This window comes from Paraburkholderia sejongensis, assembly GCF_020880815.1.
Classification (GTDB): Bacteria; Pseudomonadota; Gammaproteobacteria; order Burkholderiales; family Burkholderiaceae; genus Paraburkholderia; species Paraburkholderia sejongensis.
The window spans coordinates 99,591-122,779 of sequence record NZ_JAJITD010000009.1 but is presented as its reverse complement, the minus strand read 5'-3'; the positions used below and the strand labels follow the sequence as shown (position 1 = coordinate 122,779).

General features: G+C 65.0%; 24 protein-coding genes. 15 read left to right on the top strand and 9 right to left on the bottom strand.

Translation table 11 applies throughout. The annotated features are described in order from the left end of the window. Positions 1-3 precede the first annotated feature (3 nt). Together LJ656_RS18910 and LJ656_RS18905 are read left to right on the top strand one after the other, a co-directional pair. Positions 4-690, top strand: a complete 687-nt coding sequence (locus LJ656_RS18910; RefSeq protein WP_230510902.1) for a heavy metal response regulator transcription factor — start codon at positions 4-6, stop codon at positions 688-690. After that, on the top strand, positions 687-2,180 hold the full coding sequence (locus LJ656_RS18905; RefSeq protein WP_230510901.1) for a heavy metal sensor histidine kinase: 1,494 nt from the start codon (positions 687-689) through the stop codon (positions 2,178-2,180). The genes LJ656_RS18910 and LJ656_RS18905 overlap by 4 nt, the downstream gene beginning before the upstream one ends. Before the next feature lie 48 nt (positions 2,181-2,228). On the opposite strand, the gene dinB is transcribed toward LJ656_RS18905, so the two are convergent. Then, entirely contained in the window at positions 2,229-3,374 is a 1,146-nt protein-coding gene (gene dinB / locus LJ656_RS18900; RefSeq protein WP_230510900.1) for a DNA polymerase IV, read from the bottom strand. A 781-nt stretch (positions 3,375-4,155) separates the two neighbouring features. Here dinB and LJ656_RS18895 point away from each other — a divergent pair. From LJ656_RS18895 to LJ656_RS18865, 7 genes are all read left to right on the top strand, one after another. Continuing rightward, a complete protein-coding gene (locus LJ656_RS18895) occupies positions 4,156-5,205 on the top strand; it encodes an ABC transporter substrate-binding protein (protein ID WP_230510899.1) in 1,050 nt (349 codons plus the stop codon). Positions 5,206-5,307: 102 nt separating this feature from the next. Beyond that, positions 5,308-6,357, top strand: a complete 1,050-nt coding sequence (locus LJ656_RS18890; protein ID WP_230510898.1) for an aromatic ring-hydroxylating oxygenase subunit alpha — start codon at positions 5,308-5,310, stop codon at positions 6,355-6,357. Beyond that, positions 6,354-7,208, top strand: coding sequence for an ABC transporter ATP-binding protein (locus LJ656_RS18885; RefSeq protein WP_425605960.1), 855 nt, complete (start codon positions 6,354-6,356; stop codon positions 7,206-7,208). The genes LJ656_RS18890 and LJ656_RS18885 overlap by 4 nt, the downstream gene beginning before the upstream one ends. Beyond that, positions 7,208-8,071 carry an ABC transporter permease gene (locus tag LJ656_RS18880; protein ID WP_230511095.1) on the top strand — a complete coding sequence of 288 codons (864 nt, stop codon included), beginning with the start codon at positions 7,208-7,210 and terminating at the stop codon, positions 8,069-8,071. Before LJ656_RS18885 ends, LJ656_RS18880 begins: the two co-directional genes overlap by 1 nt. Before the next feature lie 19 nt (positions 8,072-8,090). Beyond that, on the top strand, positions 8,091-9,536 hold the full coding sequence (locus LJ656_RS18875) for an isoxanthopterin deaminase (protein WP_230510897.1): 1,446 nt from the start codon (positions 8,091-8,093) through the stop codon (positions 9,534-9,536). Positions 9,537-9,690: 154 nt separating this feature from the next. Further along, on the top strand, positions 9,691-10,248 hold the full coding sequence (locus tag LJ656_RS18870; protein WP_230510896.1) for a TetR/AcrR family transcriptional regulator: 558 nt from the start codon (positions 9,691-9,693) through the stop codon (positions 10,246-10,248). A gap of 59 nt (positions 10,249-10,307) precedes the next feature. Beyond that, on the top strand, positions 10,308-11,234 hold the full coding sequence (locus LJ656_RS18865) for an alpha/beta fold hydrolase (protein WP_230510895.1): 927 nt from the start codon (positions 10,308-10,310) through the stop codon (positions 11,232-11,234). A 116-nt stretch (positions 11,235-11,350) separates the two neighbouring features. Here LJ656_RS18865 and LJ656_RS18860 read toward each other — a convergent pair whose 3' ends face one another. From LJ656_RS18860 to LJ656_RS18850, 3 genes are all read right to left on the bottom strand, one after another. Further along, the gene (locus tag LJ656_RS18860) at positions 11,351-11,932 is read right to left on the bottom strand and encodes a YceI family protein (RefSeq protein WP_230510894.1); all 582 of its coding nucleotides are present in this window, start codon (positions 11,930-11,932) and stop codon (positions 11,351-11,353) included. Positions 11,933-11,978: 46 nt separating this feature from the next. After that, positions 11,979-12,554 (bottom strand): YceI family protein, encoded by a 576-nt coding sequence (locus LJ656_RS18855; protein WP_230510893.1) that lies wholly within the window; start codon positions 12,552-12,554, stop codon positions 11,979-11,981. A gap of 213 nt (positions 12,555-12,767) precedes the next feature. After that, the gene (locus tag LJ656_RS18850; protein WP_230510892.1) at positions 12,768-13,322 is read right to left on the bottom strand and encodes a cytochrome b; all 555 of its coding nucleotides are present in this window, start codon (positions 13,320-13,322) and stop codon (positions 12,768-12,770) included. A 225-nt stretch (positions 13,323-13,547) separates the two neighbouring features. On the opposite strand from LJ656_RS18850, the gene LJ656_RS18845 reads away from it, so the two are divergent. Then, positions 13,548-14,798, top strand: a complete 1,251-nt coding sequence (locus tag LJ656_RS18845) for an arsenic transporter (protein WP_230510891.1) — start codon at positions 13,548-13,550, stop codon at positions 14,796-14,798. Between the two features lie 154 nt (positions 14,799-14,952). Then, entirely contained in the window at positions 14,953-15,285 is a 333-nt protein-coding gene (locus LJ656_RS18840) for a hypothetical protein (protein WP_230510890.1), read from the top strand. A 174-nt stretch (positions 15,286-15,459) separates the two neighbouring features. Here LJ656_RS18840 and LJ656_RS18835 read toward each other — a convergent pair whose 3' ends face one another. Next, positions 15,460-15,708 carry a hypothetical protein gene (locus LJ656_RS18835; protein WP_230510889.1) on the bottom strand — a complete coding sequence of 83 codons (249 nt, stop codon included), beginning with the start codon at positions 15,706-15,708 and terminating at the stop codon, positions 15,460-15,462. Between the two features lie 436 nt (positions 15,709-16,144). Between LJ656_RS18835 and LJ656_RS18830 the strand changes: the two genes are divergently transcribed. From LJ656_RS18830 to LJ656_RS18820, 3 genes are all read left to right on the top strand, one after another. After that, positions 16,145-16,435: an EF-hand domain-containing protein gene (locus tag LJ656_RS18830; RefSeq protein ID WP_230510888.1), complete on the top strand. Its 291-nt coding sequence runs from the start codon at positions 16,145-16,147 to the stop codon at positions 16,433-16,435. A gap of 208 nt (positions 16,436-16,643) precedes the next feature. Further along, entirely contained in the window at positions 16,644-17,357 is a 714-nt protein-coding gene (locus tag LJ656_RS18825) for a response regulator (protein ID WP_230510887.1), read from the top strand. Then, positions 17,354-18,793, top strand: a complete 1,440-nt coding sequence (locus tag LJ656_RS18820) for an ATP-binding protein (protein WP_230510886.1) — start codon at positions 17,354-17,356, stop codon at positions 18,791-18,793. The genes LJ656_RS18825 and LJ656_RS18820 overlap by 4 nt, the downstream gene beginning before the upstream one ends. A gap of 46 nt (positions 18,794-18,839) precedes the next feature. On the opposite strand, the gene LJ656_RS18815 is transcribed toward LJ656_RS18820, so the two are convergent. The 4 genes from LJ656_RS18815 to LJ656_RS18800 all read right to left on the bottom strand — a co-directional run bounded on the left by LJ656_RS18815 (position 18,840) and on the right by LJ656_RS18800 (position 22,356). After that, a complete protein-coding gene (locus tag LJ656_RS18815; RefSeq protein WP_230510885.1) occupies positions 18,840-19,106 on the bottom strand; it encodes a hypothetical protein in 267 nt (88 codons plus the stop codon). 154 nt (positions 19,107-19,260) lie between these two features. Next, positions 19,261-19,617, bottom strand: coding sequence for a transposase (locus tag LJ656_RS18810; protein WP_230510884.1), 357 nt, complete (start codon positions 19,615-19,617; stop codon positions 19,261-19,263). 196 nt (positions 19,618-19,813) lie between these two features. After that, complete coding sequence (locus LJ656_RS18805; RefSeq protein WP_230510883.1) at positions 19,814-21,130, bottom strand: MFS transporter; 1,317 nt, start codon at positions 21,128-21,130, stop codon at positions 19,814-19,816. Between the two features lie 71 nt (positions 21,131-21,201). Further along, positions 21,202-22,356 (bottom strand): M20 aminoacylase family protein, encoded by a 1,155-nt coding sequence (locus LJ656_RS18800; RefSeq protein WP_230510882.1) that lies wholly within the window; start codon positions 22,354-22,356, stop codon positions 21,202-21,204. A 236-nt stretch (positions 22,357-22,592) separates the two neighbouring features. Between LJ656_RS18800 and LJ656_RS18795 the strand changes: the two genes are divergently transcribed. Continuing rightward, a complete protein-coding gene (locus LJ656_RS18795) occupies positions 22,593-23,174 on the top strand; it encodes a MarR family winged helix-turn-helix transcriptional regulator (RefSeq protein ID WP_230510881.1) in 582 nt (193 codons plus the stop codon). The last annotated feature ends 15 nt before the right edge of the window (positions 23,175-23,189 follow it).

Below are 23,189 nucleotides of genomic sequence, written 5' to 3'. Positions count from 1 at the left end.
CGCATGAAATTGCTAATCGTTGAAGACGAGCACAAGGTAGTCGACTATCTGCGCTCCGGTCTGACAGAGCAGGGCTGGGTCGTCGACGTCGCGCTCGACGGCGAGGAAGGCATGCATCTGGCCACCGAATTCGATTACGACGTGATCGTCCTCGATGTGATGCTGCCCAAGCGCGACGGCTTCAGCGTGCTGAAGGCGCTGCGCCTGCGCAAGTCGACGCCGGTCATCATGCTGACCGCGCGCGACCACGTGAACGACCGCGTGCGCGGCCTGCGCGAAGGCGCGGACGACTATCTGACCAAACCGTTTTCGTTTCTCGAACTGGTCGAGCGCCTGCATGCACTCGCGCGCCGCACGCGTTCTCAGGAATCCACGCTGATTTCGGTCGGCGATCTGTTCGTCGATCTGATCGGCCGGCGCGCGACCCGCGACGGCGTGCGGCTCGATCTGACCGCGAAGGAGTTTCAGTTGCTCAGCGTGCTCGCGCGCCGCCAGGGCGACATTCTGTCGAAGACCGCGATCACCGAACTGGTGTGGGACGTCAATTTCGACAGCCATACCAACGTCGTCGAAACCGCGATCAAACGGCTGCGCGCGAAACTCGACGGCCCATTCCCGTCGAAACTGCTTCATACCGTGCGCGGCATGGGCTATGTGCTCGAAGTACGCGAAGAGGCTGAATCGTCATGAACCGTTCGATTGCGCGGCGGCTGGCGTCGATGTTCGCGCTGGTCGCGCTGTTCGTGTTCACGCTGGTGGGCACCGGGCTCTTTCTGGTGCTGCGCACGCAGCTCGAACATCACCTGCGCGAGTCGCTCGACGATCGCACGCAGATCGCCCGCATCATCGTCTATCACGCGGTCACGCCCGAGAAGTGGCGGATGGCCCGCGAAAAACTCACCGACATGACCCCGCACGACAGCAGCACCGTGTACTCGGTGTCGAGCATGGATCCGAACTTCAACTTCGGCAGGCCGGTCGAGGGCACCGTCGTGAAGAGCTGGCCCGGCGGGTACGCGCGCATTGCGCCGGCGGGCGGCGGCGCGGATATGCTGATTTCGACGGTGTCGGTACGGCCTAACGGCGCGCGTCCGCCGATGCAGTTGCAGGTCGCCGTCAGCTACTCGCCGAACCTGCGCACGATGCGCGTGTTCGGCTCGGCGCTCGCCGCGCTGTCCGCGCTCGGCAGCCTCGCGGTGCTGCTGCTCAGTTATTCGGTCACGCGCCTCGGCCTCGCGCCGCTCACGCGGCTCACGCGCGACGCGTCAGCGGTCAGTCCGAACAATCGCTCGCAGCGGCTCAATACCGCGTCGCTGCCGCACGAACTGAACGATCTGGCGAACTCTTTTAACGGCGCGCTCGAACGGCTCGACGGCGCGTATGGCCGGCTCGAATCGTTCAACGCGGACGTCGCGCACGAACTGCGCACGCCGGTCACGATCCTGATCGGCCAGACCGAGGTCGCGTTGACGCGCAACCGCTCGGTCGAGGATCTACGCCACACGCTGCAATCGAATCTCGAGGAATTCGAGCGGATGCGCGCGATCATCAACGACATGCTGTTCCTCGCGCGCGCCGATCAGGGCGAACGCGCGACCGGGCTGATCGATGCGTCGCTCGCGGCTGAAGTCGCGCATACGCTGGAATTTCTGGAGATCCCGCTCGAAGAGGCGCGCGTGCATGCGCAATTGCGCGGCGACGCGTTCGCGCGCGTGAACCGTTCGCTGTTCGGCCGCGCGTGCACCAATCTGCTGATGAACGCGATCCAGCACTGCGAGCCGGGCGCGACGATCAGCGTGACGATCGCGCGCGGCGACGGCGAGATGCGCGATCAGGTACGGGTGATCGTCGCCAATCCGGGCGCGCCGATCGCGCCGGAAGTGCTCGAACATCTGTTCGACCGTTTCTACCGCGCGGAAGTCTCGCGCACCAATAGCCGCGAAAACCACGGGCTCGGGCTCGCGATCGTGAAGGCGATCGCGGAGATGCATCGCGGCACCGTGTCGGCGGAAAGCGCGAACGGTATCAATACGTTTTCGTTCTCGGTGGCCGCGCCGTTGTCGGCGGGTGCCTGCGACGTGCCGCCGCTGCGCGCGAGTGCGAATGCCAACGCGAATGCCAACGCGACTGTGGCCGCCGATACCGCGTATTCGTCGCTCGCAAAAGGCAAGTCGGCCTGAGCCGGTGAGACGGTGAGCCGGCACGCCGGTATGTGCGGCTTGTCGGCGCTAGAAATCCAGCGTGAACTGGGGCGACTCGGTGCCGGTCGATTCCCCGGCCGGTTGCAGGTTGCCGGCCTTGACTCCGAGCAGCCTGATCGATTTCACGAGGTCCACTCTTTTCAGACAGTCGGTCGCCGCGCGGCGCAACGCTTTCGCATCGGCAATCGGCTCGGGGAGCGTGATATCGCGCGTGACGGTCTTGAAGTCGTTGAAGCGCAGTTTGATGCCGATTTTCCGGGCCATATAGCCCTTTCTCTGCAGGTCGAGCGCCACCTGTTCGCACAGACGCGTAAAGGCGGCGCTCAATTCCTGGCGATGCCGTACGACGTGCAGATCGCGCTCGAAGGTGGTCTCGCGGCTCATCGACACGGGCTCGCTGTAGGTGACGACCGGCCTGTCGTCGAGACCGTGCGAGACTTTGCGAAGCCACGCGCCATAGCTGCGTCCGAAGTGCTCGACGAGCCAGGCTTCGTCGCGTGCGGCGATCTCGCCGATAGTTGTGATTCCGAACGACGCAAGTTTGGCGCTAGCCTTGGGCCCAATGCCGTTGATCCGGTTCGCGGCCATCGGCCAGATTTTGGACTGCACGTCCTCGAACCTCACGATCGTGATGCCGTCTGGCTTCTGCATGTCGGAGCACAGTTTTGCCAGCAGCTTGTTCGGCGCGATCCCGACAGAGCAGGTGAGGTTGGTTGCTTCGAATACCGCCGACTTCAGCTTGCGGGCGATTTCTTCCGACGTGCCGGGTGTCAGCGATACGTCCGCGTAGACCTCGTCGATTCCAACGTCCTGGATGTGGGAACTGATGGAGCGCACCGCGTCCTTGAAGAGTCGCGAGTAACTTCTGTAGAGGTCGAAGTTCACCGGCAGCAGGATCGCGTCCGGCGCCAGTCGGGCCGCTTTCATCGCCGGCATTCCGGAATGCACGCCGAACGCGCGAGCTTCGTATGTCGCGGTCGTCAGCACGCCTCTGCCCACATAGTCGCGCAAGCGGGAGAATTCGCGGGTGCCGTCCGCGTTGGTGCGTGGCGCATCCGAGCGACGGCCCGCCACCACCATGGCCTGGCCTCGCAGCTCGGGGTACTGCGATAGTTCACAGGACGCAAAAAAGGCGTCCATGTCGATGTGGGCTATGCGCCGTTCATCTGGCATGCCTAAGACTCAAAAATAGCGGTTCGTTGCTTCGCGCGACTGGGACGGCGGGGTTTCGGCGGCTCGGCGGCGCTCGTGGAGACACGCAGCGAGCCCGCGTAATGCAGCGCTTGTCGGGATTTTACGAGACTGTACATTCATACAGTGTTTTTGTCAGGGTTCTTCTATCGCGCGCGTGATGTTTGCGAGTGATCGCAAGCGTATGTTCCATCTCACCAGGTTGCCAACCCGCGCCCCGCCTGCTTGCCAAGCTGAGCGCGCGCGGCTCGCGCCAAAACAGCGCCGTCGATGCACTGGCGCGGTGCCGCGCCGCGTCGCGCGAGTGCAGCCGCACAGCGCGCCGGCGGGGCGGCGCGGCGAGCGGCGGGCACGCGGCGCTTGCCCGCCGCGTCTGGTCGCACTGGCACGACATTCGCTTATAGACATACACAGAGTAGAAGCGGCTAGCGAGGCGGCGTATCGAGCCGGCTATCGTGGGGCATTGCTCTTGGGGCGCATCGTGCGCCCACGCCGAAGCGTATTCGGCGTTTGAACGGAACCGTCCGGTTCCGCCGACAAGGAGCGTGCAATGCAGTTGCCCCGAATCCTCATCAGGTTGTCGTCCGTCGCGGCGCGTGTTGCATCGTGCGCCGAGTCCGTCGCGCGCGGCGAGCCGCTTGCGCGTGCCGTCGCGCGTGCCGTCACGCGTGCCGTCACGCCCGCCGCACTCGCCGCAACGCCGCAACGCGCTCCCAACCTTCCAACCATTCCAACCATCCTCACTTCCACACGGAGTCACGTCATGCGCGTCACGCGTTTTTCGCCTCTTCTGCATCGCCTGCGTCGTCTGTCCTGTATCGCCGCATCGGGCCGTTCATGGTTCGCGCGCGGCTTGAGCGGCGCCGCGCTGGCCGGCGCCGCGCTCGCCGCGCCGCTCGCTCATGCCGACGACCACGTCACGCTGCTGACCAGCTGGTACGCGCAGGCCGAGCACGGCGGCTTTTACCAGGCGGTCGCGACCGGCATCTACAAGAAGTACGGTCTCGATGTCACGATCAAGATGGGCGGCCCGCAGGTCAATGGGATGCAGTTGCTGGCCGGCGGCCAGGCGGACTTTCTGCTCGGCTACGACTTCCAGGTGCTGTCGGGCGTCGAAGCGGGCATTCCGGTGACCACGGTCGCGGCCGCGTTCCAGTACGACCCGCAAGGGATGATGACCCACGCCGACGTGACGAGTCTCGCCGGTCTGAAGAACAAGACGATCCTCGTCGCGGGCTCGGGCCGCACGACCTGGTGGCCGTGGCTGAAGGCGAAGTACGGCTACACCGAAGCGCAGGCGCGTCCATACACGTTCAATCTGCAGCCGTTCTTCGCCGACCAGAACGTCGCGATGCAGGCCTATCCGTCATCGGAAACGTTCCAGGCCGAACAGGCACATGCGAACGCGCACTTCTTCCTGTTCGCCGACGACGGCTACCCGCCGTACAACACGACGATCGTGACGATGCGCGACACGTTGAAGAACAAGCCGGACGTGGTCGCGCGTTTCGTGAAGGCGTCGATGGAAGGATGGAAGAGCTATCTGGCCGATCCCGCGCCGGGCAACGCGCTGATCAAGAAAGACAACCCGCAGATGAGCGATGCGCAACTCGCGTACGGGGTCGCGCAATTGAAGAAGCTGAAGATCGTGACCGGCGGCGACGCGGCCACGCAAGGCATCGGCACGATGACCGACGCGCGCTGGAAGAAGACCTTCGACTACATGGTCGACGCCAGGCTGCTCAAACCCGCCACCGACTATCGCGCGGCCTACACGCTGCAATTCATCCAGAACGCGAAGGTGATGCCGTGAGTCTCGCGCACAACGCACGCAAAGCACTCAACGCATTCAACGCACTCAAAGCACTCGGCGCCACCACGCCCGAACCGAACGCATAAGAACAGGGAGCCTCACATGCTGGTTACACGTCAACAGGTTTTGCGCCGCTTCTGGTACGCAATCATGCCGATGACCCAACTCGATGCCGGTCCGCAGCCGTTCACGCTGCTCGGCGAACCGATCGTGCTGTGGAAGGGCGCGGGCGGCAAGCCGCACGCATTGCGCGATCGCTGCTGTCATCGGACCGCGAAGCTGTCGAAGGGATTCGTCGACGGCGACGGCAACATCGCCTGCGGCTATCACGGCTGGACTTACGACTGCAGCGGTCAATGCGTGAAAATTCCGCAAGCGAGCGGCGGCGCGATTCCGTCGCGCGCGGTGGTGCCTGCATATCACTGCGAGGAGCGCTACGGTTACGCGTGGGTCGCGCTGGAAGACCCGCTGCAACCGATTCCCGAATTTCCCGAAGACGGCGCGCCCGGCTATCGCCGCATCCTGCAGTTCTACGAACGCTGGCAAACCAGCCCGCTGCGGATGATGGAAAACTCGTTCGACAATTCGCACTTCAGCTTCGTGCACAAGAGCAACTTCGGGCTGTTCGACAACCCGAAGCCGTCGAAGTATGAATTCCGTCCGCACGAATGGGGCTTCGAGGCCGAGACGCACGTGCCGGTGCGCAATCCGCCGGCGAGCCATCGGATCACCGGCACCACCGAGGAGATCACCGAGCGGCATCTGATCAACCGCTGGTTCATGCCGTTCGCGCGGCGCTTCGGCTGCGTGTATCCGGCAAGCGGCATCCATCACATCATCTACAACTGCGCGACGCCGATCGACGACAGCACGCTGATGCTGTCGCAATGGCTGTATCGCAACGACACCGAGGACGCGTGCTCGTCGCAGGAACTGATCGACTGGGATCGCCCGATCACCGACGAAGACCGCGAGATTCTGGAAGCCACCGACTACGACGCGTGCATCGACGTGCGCCGCCAGCAGGAGTGTCATATGGAATCCGATCAGCCGGGCTTGCTGATGCGCCGCATGCTGCTCAAGCTGCTGCACGATCATGGCGAGTCCGAAGTATTTCGCGACGTAGTGCCTCTTCACGTGGAGCAAGCATGATGGCCGACACCGAAGCCTATGTGAGCAAAGTCGCACCGGTGCTGTCGGTGCAGCGTGTCGACAAACGCTATCCGAACGGCACGGTCGCGCTCGAAGACGTGCGCCTCGCGATCGAGCCCGGCGAATTCGTGTCGCTGCTCGGGCCGTCCGGTTGCGGCAAGAGCACGCTGCTCAAGATGATCGCCGGGATCGAGACGCCGAGCCACGGACATCTGCGCTGGTGGGGACAGCCGCTCGCGACGCTCGGCTCGCCGGGGCGGCGCATGTCGATGGTGTTTCAGGAGGCGACGCTGATGCCGTGGGCGACGGTCGCGGACAACGTGCGCCTGCCGCTCGACCTCGCGCACGTGCCGCGCCGCGAAGCCGACGCGCGCGTCGCCGACGCGCTGGCCGGCGTCGGGCTCGCGAAATTCGGCAACGCGCGGCCGCGCGAGCTGTCGGGCGGCATGCAGATGCGCGCGTCGCTCGCTCGCGCGCTCGTGACCGAGCCGGACCTGCTGCTGCTCGACGAGCCGTTCGGCGCGCTCGACGAATTCACCCGCAACCGCCTCGACGAGGATTTGCGCGCGCTGTGGCAACGGCGCGGCATCACGGTGGTGTTCGTCACGCACAGCATTTACGAAGCGGTGACGCTGTCGAGCCGGGTCGTCGTGATGCAGGCGCGGCCGGGCCGCATCATCGCCGACGTGCCGATCGACGATGCGCGCGACGCAGTCACGGGCCGCGCGCTCGAACGCGACGACGCGTGGCGCGTCAGCGAGCCGTTCATTCGCCATTGCCGCACGCTGTCGGAACTGATTACGGACGCGCATCGCGCGTCGCATGCCAACGAACCGAGTGAGGTGTCGTGATGACAGGAGAAGTGCTTGCCGTGCGGTCCGCCCGTTCTTCCAAGCGCGCCGACGATGCGCCCGCGCAGCCGGCGCGCGAACCCTGGCTGCAACGTCCGGGCGTCGCGAAGGCGCTCGCGCCGTGGGTGGTCGGCGTGCTGGTGCTGGCGATCTGGCAGGGCTGGTGCGTGCTGATGAAGGTGCCCGCGTATCTGGTGCCGTCGCCGTCGGCGATCGTCGCGGAGCTGGTGCAGGATGCGACGCTGCTGTTCGGCAGTCTGCTCGCCACGCTGAAGATCACGTTGCTCGCATTCGCGCTCGCCACCGTGGTGGGCGTTGCGATCGCGTTGCTGTTCGTGCAGAGTCCGCTGATCGAGGCGAGCCTGTTTCCGTACGCGATCCTGTTGCAGGTCACGCCGGTGGTCGCGATTGCGCCGCTGATCATCATCTGGGTGAAGAACACCGATGCCGCGCTGGTGCTGTGCGCGACGCTGGTCGCGTTGTTTCCGATCATCTCGAACACCGCGCTAGGCTTGCGCAGCGTGAACCCCGGCCTCGTCAATCTGTTCAGGATCAACCGGGCGACGCGCTGGCAAACGCTGGTGCGTTTGCGCATTCCGAGCGCGTTGCCGTATTTTTTCGGCGGCCTGCGCATTTCGAGCGGCCTCGCGCTGATCGGCGCGGTGGTGGCGGAGTTCGTCGCCGGCACCGGCGGCACCGGCGCCGGCCTTGCGTATCAGATCCTGCAGGCGGGCTTCCAGTTGAACATTCCGCGCCTGTTCGCGGCGCTGTTGCTGATCACCGTGACCGGCGTCGCGCTGTTCGCGCTCACCGCATGGGTGTCGCGCATCGGCCTGCGCGGCTGGCACGACAGTCAACTCTGATTTTCAGGCTCATAAGCACATGACGACACACGCTACGCCCACTTCCACGCTGATCCGCAATGCGGCCGCGATCATGACCGGCGGCCGCGGCTCGAACGACGATCCCGCGCGCGTGAACGGTCCCGACATCCGCGTCGTCGGCGACACGATCGACGCGATCGGCACACTGACGCCGCGACCGGGCGAGACGATCGTCGACGCGACCGATTGCGTGATCTACCCCGCGTGGGTCAACACCCATCACCATCTGTTCCAGTCGCTGCTCAAGGGCGACACGGCCGGCCTCGACGCGACGCTGACGCCGTGGCTCGCGGCGACGCCATACCGGTTTCGCGCGCTGATCGACGAGCGGCGCTTCCGGCTTGCCGCGCGTATCGGCCTGATCGAACTCGCGCGCTCGGGTTGCGCGACGGTCGCCGACCACAACTATGTGTACTACCCGGACATGCCGTTCGACAGTTCGGCGATCCTGTTCGAGGAAGCCGACAAGCTCGGCTTGCGTTTCGTGTTGCTGCGCGGCGGCGCGACGCAAACCCGGCAGCTCGAGGCGCAATTGCCGACCGCGTTGCGGCCCGAAACGCTGGATGATTTCGCCGCCGACATCGAACGGCTCGCCGCGCGCTATCACGATGCGTCGCCGCGCGCGATGCAACGCGTCGTGATGGCGCCCACTACCGTGCTGTACTCGATCTCGCCGGCCGAGATGCGCGCGACCGCGGCGCTCGCGCGCAAGCTCGGCTTGCGGCTGCATAGCCATCTGTCGGAGACGGTCGGCTATCAGGACAGCGCGCACGCGCTGTACCGGCAGTCGCCGGTGGCGTTTTGCGGCGAACACGACTGGCTCGGCAGCGACGTCTGGTACGCGCACCTCGTCAAGGTCGATGCCGTTGAAATCGCATTGCTCGCGCAGACCGGCACCGGCGTCGCGCACTGTCCGCAGAGCAACGGGCGGCTCGGCAGCGGCATCTGTCCGGTGCGCGAGATGGCCGACGCGGGCGTGCCGGTGTCGATCGGCGTCGACGGCGCGGCGTCGAACGAAGCGGCCGACATGATCTCCGAAGTGCACATGACTTGGCTCGCGCAGCGCGCGCGGCTCGGCATGCTGGCGCAGCCGGCCTATCGCGGCGGCAGCTTCGAAGGCGGCGCGAGCGCGGCCAGCATCGCCGACGTGATTCATTGGGGCACGGCGGGCGGCGCGCGGGTGATGGGCCTGACCGAAGTCGGCCGGATCGCGCCGGGCTTCGCCGCGGACCTCGCGGTGTACCGGCTCGACGATCCGCGCTATTTCGGGCTGCACGATCCGGCGATCGGGCCGGTGGCCTCGGGCGGGCGGCCGTCGCTGGCGGCGCTGTTCTGCGCGGGCAAACGCGTGGTGGCGGACGATCAGATCGACGGCGTCGATCTGCGCGAACTCGCGCGCGACGCGCGCGCGGCGGTGCGAGAGTTGCTGGCCGAAGTGGGGTAACTCGCCGGCATCGATGCGGCGCGGCGGGTCCTCGCGGTCCCGCTCGCTCTTGATTTGGAAATGATCGTTTCCTATAATCGCCGGCATGACTACCGCTCATCCCCATCATGCTTCGTCCCGCAGCCGTAGCCGCGGCCGTCCGCGCGAGTTCGACATGAACAGCGTGCTGGATGGAGCGGTGTGCGTGTTTCGCGAGCGCGGCTACCATGCCACCTCGGTCGGCGACCTCAGCGACGCGACCGGGCTGACCGCGGGCAGCCTGTACAAGGCATTCACCGACAAGCGCGGCGTTTTTCTCGCCGCTTTCGAGCGCTATGTCGAAACCCGCAACGCCGAACTGCAACGCTTGCTCGAGCGTCAGCCGGACGGCTTCCACAAGATCCGCGCATTGCTGCGCTTTTACGCCGAGTCGTCGCATGGCAGCGAAGGGCGGCGCGGCTGCCTCGTCGTGGCGAGCGCCACTGCGCTCGCCACGTTCGACGAAGAGGTCGCCGGGCGGATCGAAGCGACGATGCGGCGGTCCGAAGCGCTGCTGCGCCGGCTGCTGCAACAGGGGCAGGCGGACGGTTCGGTGGCCGCGGGACTGCCGGTGGCCGCGACCGCGCGCTCGCTGCTCGCGTTTTTATACGGGCTGCGCCTCGTCGGAAAGTTTGGCCGCTCGCAGCACGACATGCAGACGGCGGCGGACGAGGCGCTACGGATACTGCGCTAAATTTTTTTTGCCAATTTAGGAAATGATCGTTTCCATTTAACCAGTGCAGGAGTTTTACGATGAACGTGCAACAGGAGATCGCTCGACGATTCGTCAATCCGGGCCCGGCCGCGTTGCCCGACCCGGTGCTCGCCGGCTTCGAGCATCGCTACGAAACCGTCGATGGCGTGCGGCTGCATTACGTGGCCGGCGGCAACCCCGACGGCGAGACCGTCGTGCTGCTGGCGGGCTATCCGGAGAGCTGGTTTGCATGGCGCAAAGTCATGCCGGTGCTCGGGCAACGTTATTACGTGATCGCCCCGGACCTGCCCGGCCAGGGCGACTCCGACCGGCCGCTGGAAGGCTATGACACGCTGTCGCTCGCCAACGCATTGCACGCTCTGCTCGGACGTCTCGGTCAGCAGCGTTATCACGTTGCGGCCCACGACGTCGGCGCATGGGTTGCCTATCCGTATGCCGCGAGCTTCGGCGACGAACTGCGCAGTCTCGCGCTGCTCGATGCGGGTATCCCGGGCATTACGTTGCCCGATGCGCTGCCGATCGCGTCCGAGCGCGCATGGCGCACGTGGCATTTCGCGTTTCACGCGGTGGCCGACTTGCCCGAAGCGCTGATCGAAGGCAAGGAGCGTGTTTATCTGGACTGGTTTTTACGACGCAAGACCGCTAATCCGCAAGCGTTCAACGAGGCGGATCTCGACGAATACGAGCGTGTGTTCACGAAGGAAGGCGGTTTGCGCGCGGGGCTGGCTTACTATCGCGCGGCGGCGACGTCCGCGCGCCAGAACCGGCAGTTGAGCGCCAACGGCAAATTGCGGATGCCGGTGCTGGCAATGAGCGCCGATCAGGGCTCGATCGTCGATATGGCCGGACCGCTGGCCGCGTACGCCGAAGCGGTGGAGGGCGTGACGATTGCCCATTGCGGGCATTTCATTCCCGAGGAGCAACCGGGGGCGGTGGCCGAGGAACTGCTGCGGTTCTTCGGTTGACGCGCGCGGCTAGCGGAAAACATCTTCGATCCGTTGCGGTGCGCGACGGGCGAGCCAGGGTTGCGTTCGCCCTGGCTCGCCGCTGCGGAATTGCCGCGAGCGGCGCGGCAACACGCTTACTGCTGCTTGATCCCTTCAGCCTGGATATGCAGCGTGGTCTTCATGTTGAAGCCATACGCCTTGCCGTAGTCGACGCCGAAGTCGTCGCGATTGAACGTCGCGGTCGATTCCGTGCCGCACACTTCGCGCTTGAGCATCGGGTGCTGGATGCACTTGAACGATTCGATCTTCAGATTCACCGGCTTGGTCACGCCGTGCATCGTCAGCGTGCCGATTACTTCGACCGGCGTGTCGCCGTCGAAGCGGATCTGCGTGCCCTTGTAGACCGCGGTCGGGTATTTCGCGGTATCGAAGAACTGCGGCGACACCAGCTCATGGTTGAGCTTGTCGTTGCCGATGTCGACCGACGTGAGGTCGATCGTTTCTTCGAGCGTGCCGGTCTTCGCCGCGCGATCCAGCACGACGGTTCCGGTGTTCTTCGTGAACTTGCCGCGCCACACCGACAGACCGCCGAAGTGGTCGGTCTCGAAGCTCGGCGCCGTGTGGGTCGGATCGAGCACATAGGTATCGGCGGCCATCGCGTTGAACGAGAAGGCAGCGGCGAGTGCGCCGGCGGCGAGCAGGAAAGAGTTTTTCATGTTGGATTCCAGATAGGTGGGGGAGAGAGTGCTGAGTTAGCGAAGCTTATTTTTTGGCCGAGACCAGATGAAATTTGATGACGACTTCGTCGGCGACCACCGACGTGTCCTTCCATTCGCCGGTGCCGACGTCGAATTGCGTGCGTTTGATCGGCAGCGCGCCGTCGAAAGTCTGCGTGGCGCCCTGGCTCGCAATCGTCACCGGCACGACGACGGTCTGCGATTTGCCCTTGATCGTCAGCTTGCCGGTCACCTTGTACTGGTTGCCGCCGGCCGGCGCGATCGCGCTCGACACGAAGGTCGCGCTCGGGTACGCGGCGCTGTCGAACCATTCCTTGCCTTGCGCCTGCTTGTTGTAGTCGTCGGCGCCCAGGTCGTAGCTGGCGGTGTCGATCGACATGCTCGCGGTGCCCGCGGCCGGCTTGGCCGGATCGAAGTTCAGCTGCGCGGAGAACTTCTTGAACTTGCCGTCCACCGGCACGTTCATCTGTTTGGTGGTCGCGATCACGGTGCTTTTCGCGAGGTCGACGTCGGCGTGCGCGAGGTTCGCACCAAACAGCGTAAGCGCCGCGACCGAAGCCAATGCCGCGCGCTGAGCGGAGAGATAAAAGGGTGTTTTCATAGTGGTACGCATCCTATCCGAGCCGCGCGGCCGCATTGCTCACCGCGAGGAATTTGATTGCCAACGAGTCGTAGCCAATGTGACATTCGTTATTCATTTCAGGCCGCTTGCCGCTTGCCGCTTGCCGCTTGCCGCTTGCCGCTTGCCGCGCGCCCGTCGGAGCGCAAGCGAGCGCGCTGACGCGTGCGCTACCGGGCGCAAGCACGCGGCACATCAGCGGGTTTTCAAAAACGGCACCATCCGTGCGAGCAGCCCGTCGCGATCGATGAACTGATGCTTGAGCGCGGCCAGTACATGCATCGCGACCAGCGCAAGCAGCGTGTAATTGAGCAGTACGTGGACCGTGCGCAAGGTGGCCTTCAACGCCTGGTCCGGGCCGATGATGGTCGGCAGCGGCACGACGCCGAGATACACGACCTGAATACCGGCCGCCGAGCTATAGAAATAGCCGGACAGCGGAATGGCCAGCATCAGCAGATACAGCACGCCGTGCACCGCGTGCGCGGCGGCCTTCTGCCATGCGGGCGTCGCCGCGTCGAGCGGGGGCGCGCGGTGGGTCGCGCGCCACAGCACGCGCAGCAGCGCGAGCGCGAACACAGTCACGCCGATCCACTTGTGCCACGAAAAGTACTTGAGCTTGGTCGGCGTGAAACCGGGGATGTCGGTCATGATCCAGCCGAGATAGAAGCCGCAGATGATCAGCGCGGCGATCAGCCAGTGCAGTGCGATGGCTGCGCCGTGGTAGCGCGCGGAAGCTTGTGTTTGCATCGTGTTGGTCCGTTGCTGGAAAAGGCCGCGTGGGAATGCGGATAGTAGGGATGCCAAAGAAAACCGACTAGGCGGGCACGCGGGAACAGATTGTTGTAGCCGTGACGCTAATGGAATTGAAAGGCGTTCGCGCGCGATCTGGGCTGTGGTAATTTGTGGCCCGAACAACGAGCTCGCGCGTGCCGCGCGCGAGCGCCAACATAACCCATTATCCGGGCTGACGTCGTGAATTCCGTTTTTCTTTCCTGGGGTATTGCCGCCGCCGCGACGGCGGGCGTGATCACGCGGCCGTTCAAATGGCCGGAAGCGGTGTGGGCCGTCGCGGGCGCGGTGTTGCTGGTGGTGCTCGGGCTGCTGCCGCTGCCGCTCGCGTTCGAGGCGATCGGCAAGGGCACCGATGTCTATCTGTTCCTGTTCGGCATGATGCTGCTGTCCGAAGTCGGGCGGCGCGAAGGGCTGTTCGACTGGGTCGCGGTGCTGGCGGTCAATCATGCGCGCAGTTCGCCGCGCAAGCTGTTCGTGCTCGTCTATCTGTTCGGCGTGGTGATCACCGCGTTTCTGTCCAACGACGCGACCGCCGTCGTGCTGACGCCGGCCGTGTTCGCGGCAGCGAAGAAAGCGAAGACGCCGCCGTTGCCGCTGCTGTTCGTGTGCGCGTTCGTCGCCAACGCGGCGAGCTTCGTGCTGCCGATTTCGAATCCGGCCAACATCGTGCTGTACGGCAATCACACGCCGCCGCTCGGTCACTGGATGGCGCGTTTTGCGCTGCCGTCGCTGCTGTCGATCGTCGCGACGTTCGTGATGCTGCGCTGGACCCAGCGCCACGCGCTGGCCGGCGTCTGCGAAGCGAATCTCGAAGCGGTGAAGCTGTCGGCGAGCGGCAAGGTCGCGCTCGCGGGCATCACGGTGACCGCCGGCGTGCTGCTGACGGTGTCCGCGTACGACATCCAGCTCGGCATGCCGACCGCGATACTCGGCGCGCTGACCGCGCTGGTGGTGTTGCTCAAGGAGCGCAAATCGCCGCTGCCGATGATCCGCGAGATTTCCTGGAACGTGTTGCCGCTGGTCGCCGCGCTGTTCGTGCTGGTCGAAATGCTCGATCACACCGGCGTGATCAGCACGCTCGCGGCCGAGTTGCGGCGCGCGACCGAGCGCAACGAGATGGCCGCGGCGGGGTGGGCCGGCGCGATCATCGCATTCGGCAGCAATCTGATGAACAACCTGCCGGCCGGGCTGATCGCGAGTTCGACGGTCATGCAGGCGCACAGTCCCGAGCGCGTGATCGATGCGTTGCTGATCGGCGTCGACCTCGGACCGAATCTGTCGATCACCGGCTCGCTGGCGACGATTCTTTGGCTCAACGCGATTCGCCGCGAAGGCGAGGACGTGAGCTTTCTGAAGTTTCTGAAGGTCGGGGTGCTGGTGATGGTGCCGGCGCTCGTGCTGGCGCTGGGGGTGCGGGTTTTGATGGGGTGAGTTTTTTGCAAGCCAATAAAATGACCCTCCCCCCTGTTCACGTGGTCGAGCAAATCTGCCAGCCCCATGTCAGCGTTCGCTGGATGCGGACAACTTCACCTTGTCGTGTCGGGTGGATTATTCCGCCGCTCCGAGTGCCGCTGAAAATCGTCAAATGCTGCGCGATGAAATAGACCGCCAATTCAATCTCGTGCAGCCCACGTACGTGATAACGGGCGGCATGTTCTCGATGGTGCTCGACTCACAAAAGAGAATCAGGGATTGGGACATCTATACCAATCCGGCGCGCTGGACTCGGCAGACCTTGCCTCGCGCGGACGCAAGACCCGCAACGCCAATCGTGGACGCGGCATTCGACGGCAATGGACATGCGCAGGATATCGGCGAGCCCGAAATTCACTACGACGCGCAGCGCGGGACGATTTGTCTGTGCTGGGGGAAGTGGCGAGCTGGCATGCGGTGGCTCCAGCGTTCTCGCTCGGCGTGACTGGAGATAACCGGTTGGTGCAAATCCGGCTCGACGGTGTGCATGTCGAATCGGTCCGCGGAGATCGTTCCGGGCCGTTGGCCCGGTTACGGCAGCGTTTCGGCTGCCGCCGCTAACTCGCGGGGGGCGCTCACCGCTCCGGGTGCACGTCCGCCCCCGCGCTTGGCAGATGCGTCAAACACCCGCTATCAAAGCCGAGCCCGACCGCGTCGTTTCAGGGACCTGACTCAGCCGCGAACCGGCCGAGCGCAACATCGCTTCGAGGCGCACCACGCGTTCGCGTTGCGCGGGCATCAACGATAACGACATCAGCGCATGCAAGCGCCGCTGCCAGTACGACAGCGGAAAGCGGTCACGCGGAGAAATCAGGCCGAATACCACTTCGAGATGGGCAATTTCCTTGTCGATATCCTGGTAACTCATTTGTAGGGGTCCGGAAAGATTGGGGTTAGCCCGCGCGAATCCCTTTCTAAAAGCAATCATCGTTCCAACTTCGTTGAAGGCGGCTGAAGCCAGAGGCGGTGGCGGAAAGCGGCGATTCGACCTGCAAGTTCGGTACATCAATAGGAGTAAAAAGCGCCAACGGCTGCAAGCTTTACTTAATCGTGCCCCCTCACGCTCGCCGTCGGAATTTGCTTTCAAATAACTAACGTCGATGGCGCGGGCGTGCACCGCGGGCGGGCGCCGCATGCCGGTGCAATCGCATCGAGTCATGCAGTGACGGCTCGCCCGCCATGACATAACTCGACATGATTGTTCAATTGCGCGGCAACGATGCCTGGCCAAGAATTCACGCTGTCATCGAAACGGATCGCGGCATTGGCAGGCGACGGCGATGACCCCATCGAAGGAGTCAGTCATGAAGAAGTTGCTCGCCACCGTGCTGCTGTGCTGCGCATCGACCGTCACGTTCGCGCAGGCCACGCCGCAGAGCATGAACCCGCAGCGGATCGAACGCATGGAGCAGCAGTTGCAGACGCGCTTTGCCAATGCGAACACCACGCACGACGGCAAGCTTACGCGCGAGCAGGCCGCCGCCGGCATGCCGATGCTCGCGCGTCATTTCGATGAAATCGACGCGCAGAAACTCGGCTACGTGACGCTGCCGCAGATCGAGGCGTTCATGCAGGAACGCGGGGCGGCGCACTGAGCGGCGCCGGAATCGGCGCAATCGTGGCGGGCGAGGCCGCACGGCACCGCGCGGTTGCCATCGCCGTTGCGCTAATGATCGCCATCGCCATCGCCATCGCCATCGCCATCTCGCTCATGATCGCGCCGCCGCCCGGCACAGCTTCCGCGTTTGCGTTCATACTCGGCGTCGTAGCGCCCGCGCTCGCGGCAAACCCAGGAGCCGTCGCATGGAACGTCCTGCCAGAATCATCGTGCTCGACGACGAAGTCGAGCTACGCAACATGCTGCTGCGCTTTCTGCGCGGACACGGCTTCGACGTGCGCGCGGCCGAGGACAGCAAGCGCCTCTATCGCTACCTGGAGCGCGAACCGTTCGATCTGCTGATCCTCGATCTGATGATCGGCGACGAAGACGGCCTCGAAATCTGCGCACAATTGCGCGCGCAGGGCCAGACGCTGCCGATCCTGATGCTGACCGCGAAGGGCGATCCGCTCGACCGCGCGGCGGGCCTCGAAACCGGCGCCGACGACTACCTCGCAAAGCCGTTCCTGCCGCGCGAACTGGCCGCGCGTATCAACGCGCTGCTGCGGCGGCAGAAGATCGCCGCGGGCGAGCCGACCGTCACTTCGCAAAGCGTGCGCTTCGGCGAATTCGCGCTCGATGTCGGCAAACAACAGCTCACGCGGGCAGGCGAGCCGCTCGAAATTCATTCCGCGCAGATGCTGCTGCTGGTCGCGCTGGCGTCGTCGCCGAACCGCGCGGTGAGCCGCGACAACCTGCTCGCGCGAGCGCGCGGCCGCGATCATGACGCGCTCGATCGCAGCATCGATGTGCAGGTGCTGCGGCTGCGCCAGATCGTCGAGGCCGATCCGTCGAAGCCGCGTTTCATCAAAACCGTGTGGGGCGTCGGCTATATGCTCGCCGCGGACGTCGAATCATGACGCGGCCGCCATGGCGCAAGCTGCTGCCGCGCACGCTGCTCGCGCGCAATATCGTGCTGCTGATCGTGCTGGTGATGCTGAGCCAGATCGCCTCGATCGTGGTGCTGCTGCATTACGTGCAGCGTCCGCGCGTCGAGCGCGCGGCGGCGGTGTTCGCGACTTACGTGACCACGCTCGACGAGCTGCTCGCCGCGAGCCCGCCCGCGTCGCGCGCCGCGCTGAGCGCCCGGTTCGATGCGCGCGAGCAGTTGCCGCCCGAAGCGAACGAAGCACCGCCGCACGATCTGCTGCGCGCGTATCGCAGCTATCAGCGCGGGGTGTTTCTCGACAGCCTGCGCGCGCATCTGCCCGCCGACATGCCGGCCCGCTGGCAGAGCGAGGGCGCACAGCGGCTGTGGATTCGCATGCATGCGCCGGCCGTCGGTGTATCAGAATCAAACGCGGAGTTGAGCGCGGCGTCAAACGGCGACTCGAACGCGGACTCGAGCACAGGCGCACGCGCCACCGCGCCGCCCAGCGCGCCATACTGGATCGCGCTGCCGATCCCGGCAGACGCCCAAGGCAGCGGTCTCGAAGCGGCGATCTTCCTGTCGCTCGGGCTCGGGGTGCTGGCGGCGCTGGCCGGCTACGCGATCCAGCTGCATCTGAACGAACCGCTGCGCGAGCTGACCAGCGCCGCGCGCCGCGTGAGCGCCGGCGAGATGCCCGAACCGCTGCCGACCGGCGGTCCCGCCGAAATCGCCGCGGTCGGCGCCGCTTTCAATCAGATGACGCACGCGTTACGGGAAGCCGAGGCGAGCCGCGCGCTGATGCTTGCCGGCATTTCGCACGACATCCGCACGCCGTTGACCAAGCTGCGGCTGTCGATGGCAATGGCCCTGCCGGAAGGCGCCGACGGCAGCTTCGTGGGCACCGCCGAAGCGTATCTGGACCAGATCGAAACGATCCTCCAGCAGTTCATGGATTACGCCGGCAGCCGCGAGCGCGAGCAGGCGCAGCCCGGGGATCTGAACGCGCTGATCGAGCGGCTAGCCGGCGATTTCGCGGGACTCGGCCACGACTTCGAGCTGTCGCTGGGCGCGTTGCCGGCGCTGCGCTACCGGCCGATCGGCATGATGCGGCTGCTGATGAACCTGATGCAGAACGCGATCGTCTACGGCGGCACCGGGCTTGCGGTGCGCACGTGGGCGAGCGGCGGCGCGGTGACGGTCGCGGTCGGCGACCGCGGCAAGGGCCTGACGGCGGCGGAGCTGGAGAAACTGAAGGCGCCGTTTCAGCGCGGCCGCAATGCGCGCGCGCAGAGCGGCGGCACGGGCTTGGGTTTATCGATCGTCGAGCGGATCGCGCGGCTGCACGGCGGCGGCCTGCAGTTTCATCCGCGCGACGGCGGCGGGCTCGAAGTGTGGGTCGTGTTGCCGGTCGACGCGGCCAGGTGAGCACGTGGCGCGTTTCGCGGTTCGGCCGCGCCGCACAGCACGCCGTTCACTCCCGGTCGAGCCATGCGTCGAGGCCGACGCGAAACGCGACGCCCGCGATCACCGGCACCGTCATCATCAGGATGATGCCGAAGTTCGGAATCTGATCGCCATACATGATCGGGTTGTACAGCACGATGCCCGCGACGATCACGAACATGATCACGCCGATGAGAACCATCAGCAGATTGCGCGCGGTCAGGGACAGCGTCTTGCGCTTCGCGTCGTCCGGCGGAGTATGCGCGCCGGGAGCTTGATCGGGTTGGGCAGGCATGATGGTTCTCGTGGCAGGGATGCGGGATCGGAACTCGAGGGCGCGGCGTGCCGCGCCCGGCATCATACCCGCACACGCCGGGCCCGGGCAGATCGGGCAACGCCGTCGCGGATTTCGATCCCTGACATCAATATATGCCGCCTTGCCCGCGAATTCACGTGTCGGAATCGGCCGGCGCCGGTTCGTGCGCGGTGTCCGGCGTGGGCGGCGCCGCCACGGAGCGGGCCGTCGCCTGCAAAGCCGCGAGCTGTTCGGTCAATTCGAGCGCGTCGAGAATCGCGCTCATCAGCCCGGCGCGCCGCCATTGCAGCCATTTGATGTAGCAGGTTTGCGACGGCGGAAACGTGGCCGGCAGCCGGTGCCATTTTTCGTTGTGCGTGAGCACCCACAGGATCGCATCGAGGATCTCGCGCGGCGGCCGCGCGGGCCGTCCAAAACGGTTGTTCGGTGGCGGCTGGAACAGATGACTGACGCGTGCCCACGCTTCATCGGAAAGAGGAAGATCTAGCATGCCACCCAACGCTTCACTAAGGGGTACATCACGATCTTACGGTTTGGGGGGTTGCTACTAATTCCGGAATTGAGCGTGGTTTCGGCGGTTCAACGGTGGATCGGCGCGTGGCGAATGCTGTTAGCGTCGACGTTTCGTCGTTTGTCCCCTGCGTTGCAATCGCTCGATTGCCGCGCTGCCGGGGACATACTTCGTTTCAGGTCGCGAAGCCGGCCGCGGTGCGGCGCGCGATCGACGGCAACAGCAGCACGCCGAGCAGACCGATCACCACGCTCGCCTGCACGTAGTAGATCGGCGCGAGATTGCTGCCGGTCGCGTGCACCAGCCACGTATTCACGAACGGCGCGAGGCCGCCGAAAATCAGTACCGCCAGGTTATAGGTGACCGCCGCGCCGGTCGAGCGCACGCTGACCGGGAACACCTCGGTCAGCACGATCGGCGTCGGGCCCCAGAAGAAGCTCATGAAGAACGACACACCGACCTGCACCGCGAGCAGCGAGCCGAAGCTCGGCAGCGTGACGAACTGCTTGAACAGCACGTACGACGCGATGCTGTAGCCGACGATCGCCGGCAGCAGCACCGCCTTGCGCCCGTAGCGATCCGACAGATAGCCGGCGAGCGGGCAGAACACCAGGATCACCAGCGTGCCGATGAAGGTGCTCAGGTTCACGTCGGTGGACGACATGCCCAGCTGCTTCTTCGCGAAGATCGGCAGGAAGAACACGAACACATACGCGGACACGGTGCCGACCACCGACATCCCGAGCGTGCCGAGCACCGCGCGCGGATAGTCGCGGAACACGGTACGCAGCGGCGTATTCACGCGCTTGACCTTGCCGCTTTGCACTTCCTGCGTGTACGCGACGAATTCCGGCGACTCGTCGACGGTCGAGCGGATCAGCCAGCCGACCGGCCCGATCAGGATGCCGAGCAGGAACGGCAGACGCCAGCCCCACGATTCGAGCGCTTGCGGCGTGAGGTTGACCGTCAGCAGATAGGCGACCAGCGCGCCGAGCGAGAACGCCAGCGCCTGCGAGCACATCTGGAAGCTGCCGAAAAAGCCGCGGCGGTTTTGCGGTGCGAACTCGACCAGCATCGTGGTCGCGCCGCTGAATTCGCCGCCGACCGAGAAGCCCTGGATCAGCCGCGCGAGCACCATCAGGATCGGCGCGGCGATGCCGATCGCCTCGTGGGTCGGCAGGACGCCGATCATGCCGGTGCCGATCGACATCAGCACGATCGTCAGCGACAGCGCCTTCTTGCGGCCGACGCGGTCGCCGTACAGGCCGAGCAGCACGCCGCCGAGCGGGCGCACTGCGAAGCCGACGCCGAACGTCGCGAGCGTCAGCAGCATCGACGCGAACTCGTTGCCGCTCGGGAAATACAGCTTCGCGATCATCACGGCGAACAGCCCGTAAATCGCGAAGTCGAACCATTCGAATGCATTGCCGAGCACCGAAGCGATGACTACTTTGCGCACCATCGCCGGCGACGGCGTCGGTTTTCCGTTCATAGCTGTTCCCCTCTGATCGATTGCTTTAGATGCGGCCCCAGCGGGCTCGCCGATGTTGCCGTTGGACCGCTTCAACCGAGCCGTTGCCGGACGATTTCGATGAACACCGCCGCGCCGGTCGGCGCGGTGTCGTCGTCGAAATCGAATTCGGGGTGGTGGCAGGTGAGCCCGTCGTGGCCCAGAAAGAAGTATGAGCCCGGGCGCTGCTGCAACATGAACGCGAAATCTTCCGAGGCCATCAGCGGCGCGACGTCGACGATCACGTTGCCCGCACCGAGCACATGTTCCGCCGCGCGCCGCACCGTGTCGGTTTCGGCGGGCGTGTTCAGCGTCGGCGGCGAGGTTTGCAGATGCTCGAAGCTCACTTCGCAGCCGTACATCGTCGCCGCGCCTTCGCAGATCGCGCGCAGTCGCGCGAGCGTGGTTTCCTGCGCCTTCACCGACAGCGTGCGCACCGTGCCTTCGAGCAGCGCGGTGTCGGGAATCACGTTGATCGCGGTGCCGGACAGGAATTTGCAGACGCTGATCACCGCGGTATCGAGCGGATCGACATTGCGGCTGACGATGCTCTGGATCGATTGCACCAGCGTGGTGCCGACAATCAACGGATCGATCGATTTGTGCGGCATCGCCGCGTGGCTGCCGACGCCCTTGATGTTGATCCGGAACAGGTCGCACGCCGACAGGATCGCGCCGCTGCGCACGCCGATCTTGCCGGCGGGCAGTTGATTGTTGTTATGCAGTGCGTAGATCTCGTCGCAATGAAAGCGCTCGAACAGGCCGTCGTCGATCATCGCGGAGCCGCCGCGCAGCGTTTCCTCGGCCGGCTGAAAGATCAGATGAACGGTGCCGCGAAAGTCGCGATTGGCGGCGAGGTGTTTGGCGACCCCGAGCAGGATCGCGGTATGGCCGTCGTGGCCACAGCCGTGGAATACGTTCTCGTGAATCGAGCGGTGCGCGGGGGTGCCTTTTTCGCTCATCGGCAGCGCATCCATGTCGGCGCGCAGACCGAGCGACGGACCGTCGCCGCGCGTGCCGCGAATCGTGCCGACCACGCCGGTGCCGCCGATGCCCGTCTGTACGTCGATCGCCCAGTCGGCCAGCAGCTTCGCGACCAGACCCGCGGTGCGATGCTCGTGAAATCCGAGTTCCGGATGCTGATGGATGTCCCTGCGCCACGCGCGCATCTGTTCGCCCAGAGCTTTCAATTCGCTGTCCATCTGCATACCGCCGATCCTCCTGGTGATGAATGGGTGCGGCGCTCGCTGCGAGACAGCCGGCGCCGGGTCGAGTCGAAGAATAATTTCATTAGTTGCAATTTTCAACTAATGCTTTTCCCTGGTAATCGAATAATGCGGAGGGTCTGGGCTATCATCCTCGATCAGATGCCCGCCGGTGCGTGAAGCGGGCGCTTAAGTAAAGTCTTCAGACAGGACGCGAACAGATGCGAGCAGGGACGCCAGTGGGGGAGCAAAAAAACAACGCGAAGCGGCGCGCCGGCAGGAAAGGGGCGAGCGCGCTGCCGGACGTCGGGCAGGAACCGGCGCGCGACGACGCGCCGGCCGTTGCCGCCGACACAACCGGCGCTGCGCCGGCGAGCAGCTCGATCGAGTGGAACTACTTTCTGACCTTCAAGCTCGATCTGCTGAAGAACGAGATGATCAGCCGCGCGAATGCTTCATACCGCGCCGAGGTCGGGCTCGACGTGCGGTCGCTGCGGGTGCTGCGGGTGATCTGCCACGCCGAGGGGATTACCGCGACCGAGTTGAAGGAACAGACGCTGATCGAGAAGACGCTGCTGTCGAAGCTGGTCGCCGATCTGATCGAGCGCAAGCTGGTGCGGCGCTCGATTCATCCCGACGATGCCCGCCATTTCCAGCTGTGGTCCACCGCCGCCGGCAAGCGGCTGCGCACGAGCGCCGATCAGTTCGGCCAGTCGCTGGAAACGGAAATGCTGTCGATGCTCTCGGCCGACGAGCGCAGCGAGTTGAACCGGATCGTCGACAAGCTGGTCGACGTGTTCCGGCGTAGCGGCAAGCAATAACGCGCGGGCGGCCGG

Excerpts from the sequence above, each read along its gene's own strand:
- LJ656_RS18910 (WP_230510902.1), top strand. The coding sequence starts at position 4 with ATGAAATTGCTAATCGTTGAAGACGAGCACAAGGTAGTCGACTATCTG.
- LJ656_RS18905 (WP_230510901.1), top strand. The coding sequence starts at position 687 with ATGAACCGTTCGATTGCGCGGCGGCTGGCGTCGATGTTCGCGCTGGTC.
- dinB (WP_230510900.1), bottom strand. The coding sequence starts at position 3,374 with ATGCCAGATGAACGGCGCATAGCCCACATCGACATGGACGCCTTTTTT.
- LJ656_RS18895 (WP_230510899.1), top strand. The coding sequence starts at position 4,156 with ATGCGCGTCACGCGTTTTTCGCCTCTTCTGCATCGCCTGCGTCGTCTG.
- LJ656_RS18890 (WP_230510898.1), top strand. The coding sequence starts at position 5,308 with ATGCTGGTTACACGTCAACAGGTTTTGCGCCGCTTCTGGTACGCAATC.
- LJ656_RS18885 (WP_425605960.1), top strand. The coding sequence starts at position 6,354 with ATGATGGCCGACACCGAAGCCTATGTGAGCAAAGTCGCACCGGTGCTG.
- LJ656_RS18880 (WP_230511095.1), top strand. The coding sequence starts at position 7,208 with ATGACAGGAGAAGTGCTTGCCGTGCGGTCCGCCCGTTCTTCCAAGCGC.
- LJ656_RS18875 (WP_230510897.1), top strand. The coding sequence starts at position 8,091 with ATGACGACACACGCTACGCCCACTTCCACGCTGATCCGCAATGCGGCC.
- LJ656_RS18870 (WP_230510896.1), top strand. The coding sequence starts at position 9,691 with ATGAACAGCGTGCTGGATGGAGCGGTGTGCGTGTTTCGCGAGCGCGGC.
- LJ656_RS18865 (WP_230510895.1), top strand. The coding sequence starts at position 10,308 with ATGAACGTGCAACAGGAGATCGCTCGACGATTCGTCAATCCGGGCCCG.
- LJ656_RS18860 (WP_230510894.1), bottom strand. The coding sequence starts at position 11,932 with ATGAAAAACTCTTTCCTGCTCGCCGCCGGCGCACTCGCCGCTGCCTTC.
- LJ656_RS18855 (WP_230510893.1), bottom strand. The coding sequence starts at position 12,554 with ATGAAAACACCCTTTTATCTCTCCGCTCAGCGCGCGGCATTGGCTTCG.
- LJ656_RS18850 (WP_230510892.1), bottom strand. The coding sequence starts at position 13,322 with ATGCAAACACAAGCTTCCGCGCGCTACCACGGCGCAGCCATCGCACTG.
- LJ656_RS18840 (WP_230510890.1), top strand. The coding sequence starts at position 14,953 with ATGCTGCGCGATGAAATAGACCGCCAATTCAATCTCGTGCAGCCCACG.
- LJ656_RS18835 (WP_230510889.1), bottom strand. The coding sequence starts at position 15,708 with ATGAGTTACCAGGATATCGACAAGGAAATTGCCCATCTCGAAGTGGTA.
- LJ656_RS18830 (WP_230510888.1), top strand. The coding sequence starts at position 16,145 with ATGAAGAAGTTGCTCGCCACCGTGCTGCTGTGCTGCGCATCGACCGTC.
- LJ656_RS18825 (WP_230510887.1), top strand. The coding sequence starts at position 16,644 with ATGGAACGTCCTGCCAGAATCATCGTGCTCGACGACGAAGTCGAGCTA.
- LJ656_RS18820 (WP_230510886.1), top strand. The coding sequence starts at position 17,354 with ATGACGCGGCCGCCATGGCGCAAGCTGCTGCCGCGCACGCTGCTCGCG.
- LJ656_RS18815 (WP_230510885.1), bottom strand. The coding sequence starts at position 19,106 with ATGCCTGCCCAACCCGATCAAGCTCCCGGCGCGCATACTCCGCCGGAC.
- LJ656_RS18810 (WP_230510884.1), bottom strand. The coding sequence starts at position 19,617 with ATGCTAGATCTTCCTCTTTCCGATGAAGCGTGGGCACGCGTCAGTCAT.
- LJ656_RS18805 (WP_230510883.1), bottom strand. The coding sequence starts at position 21,130 with ATGAACGGAAAACCGACGCCGTCGCCGGCGATGGTGCGCAAAGTAGTC.
- LJ656_RS18800 (WP_230510882.1), bottom strand. The coding sequence starts at position 22,356 with ATGCAGATGGACAGCGAATTGAAAGCTCTGGGCGAACAGATGCGCGCG.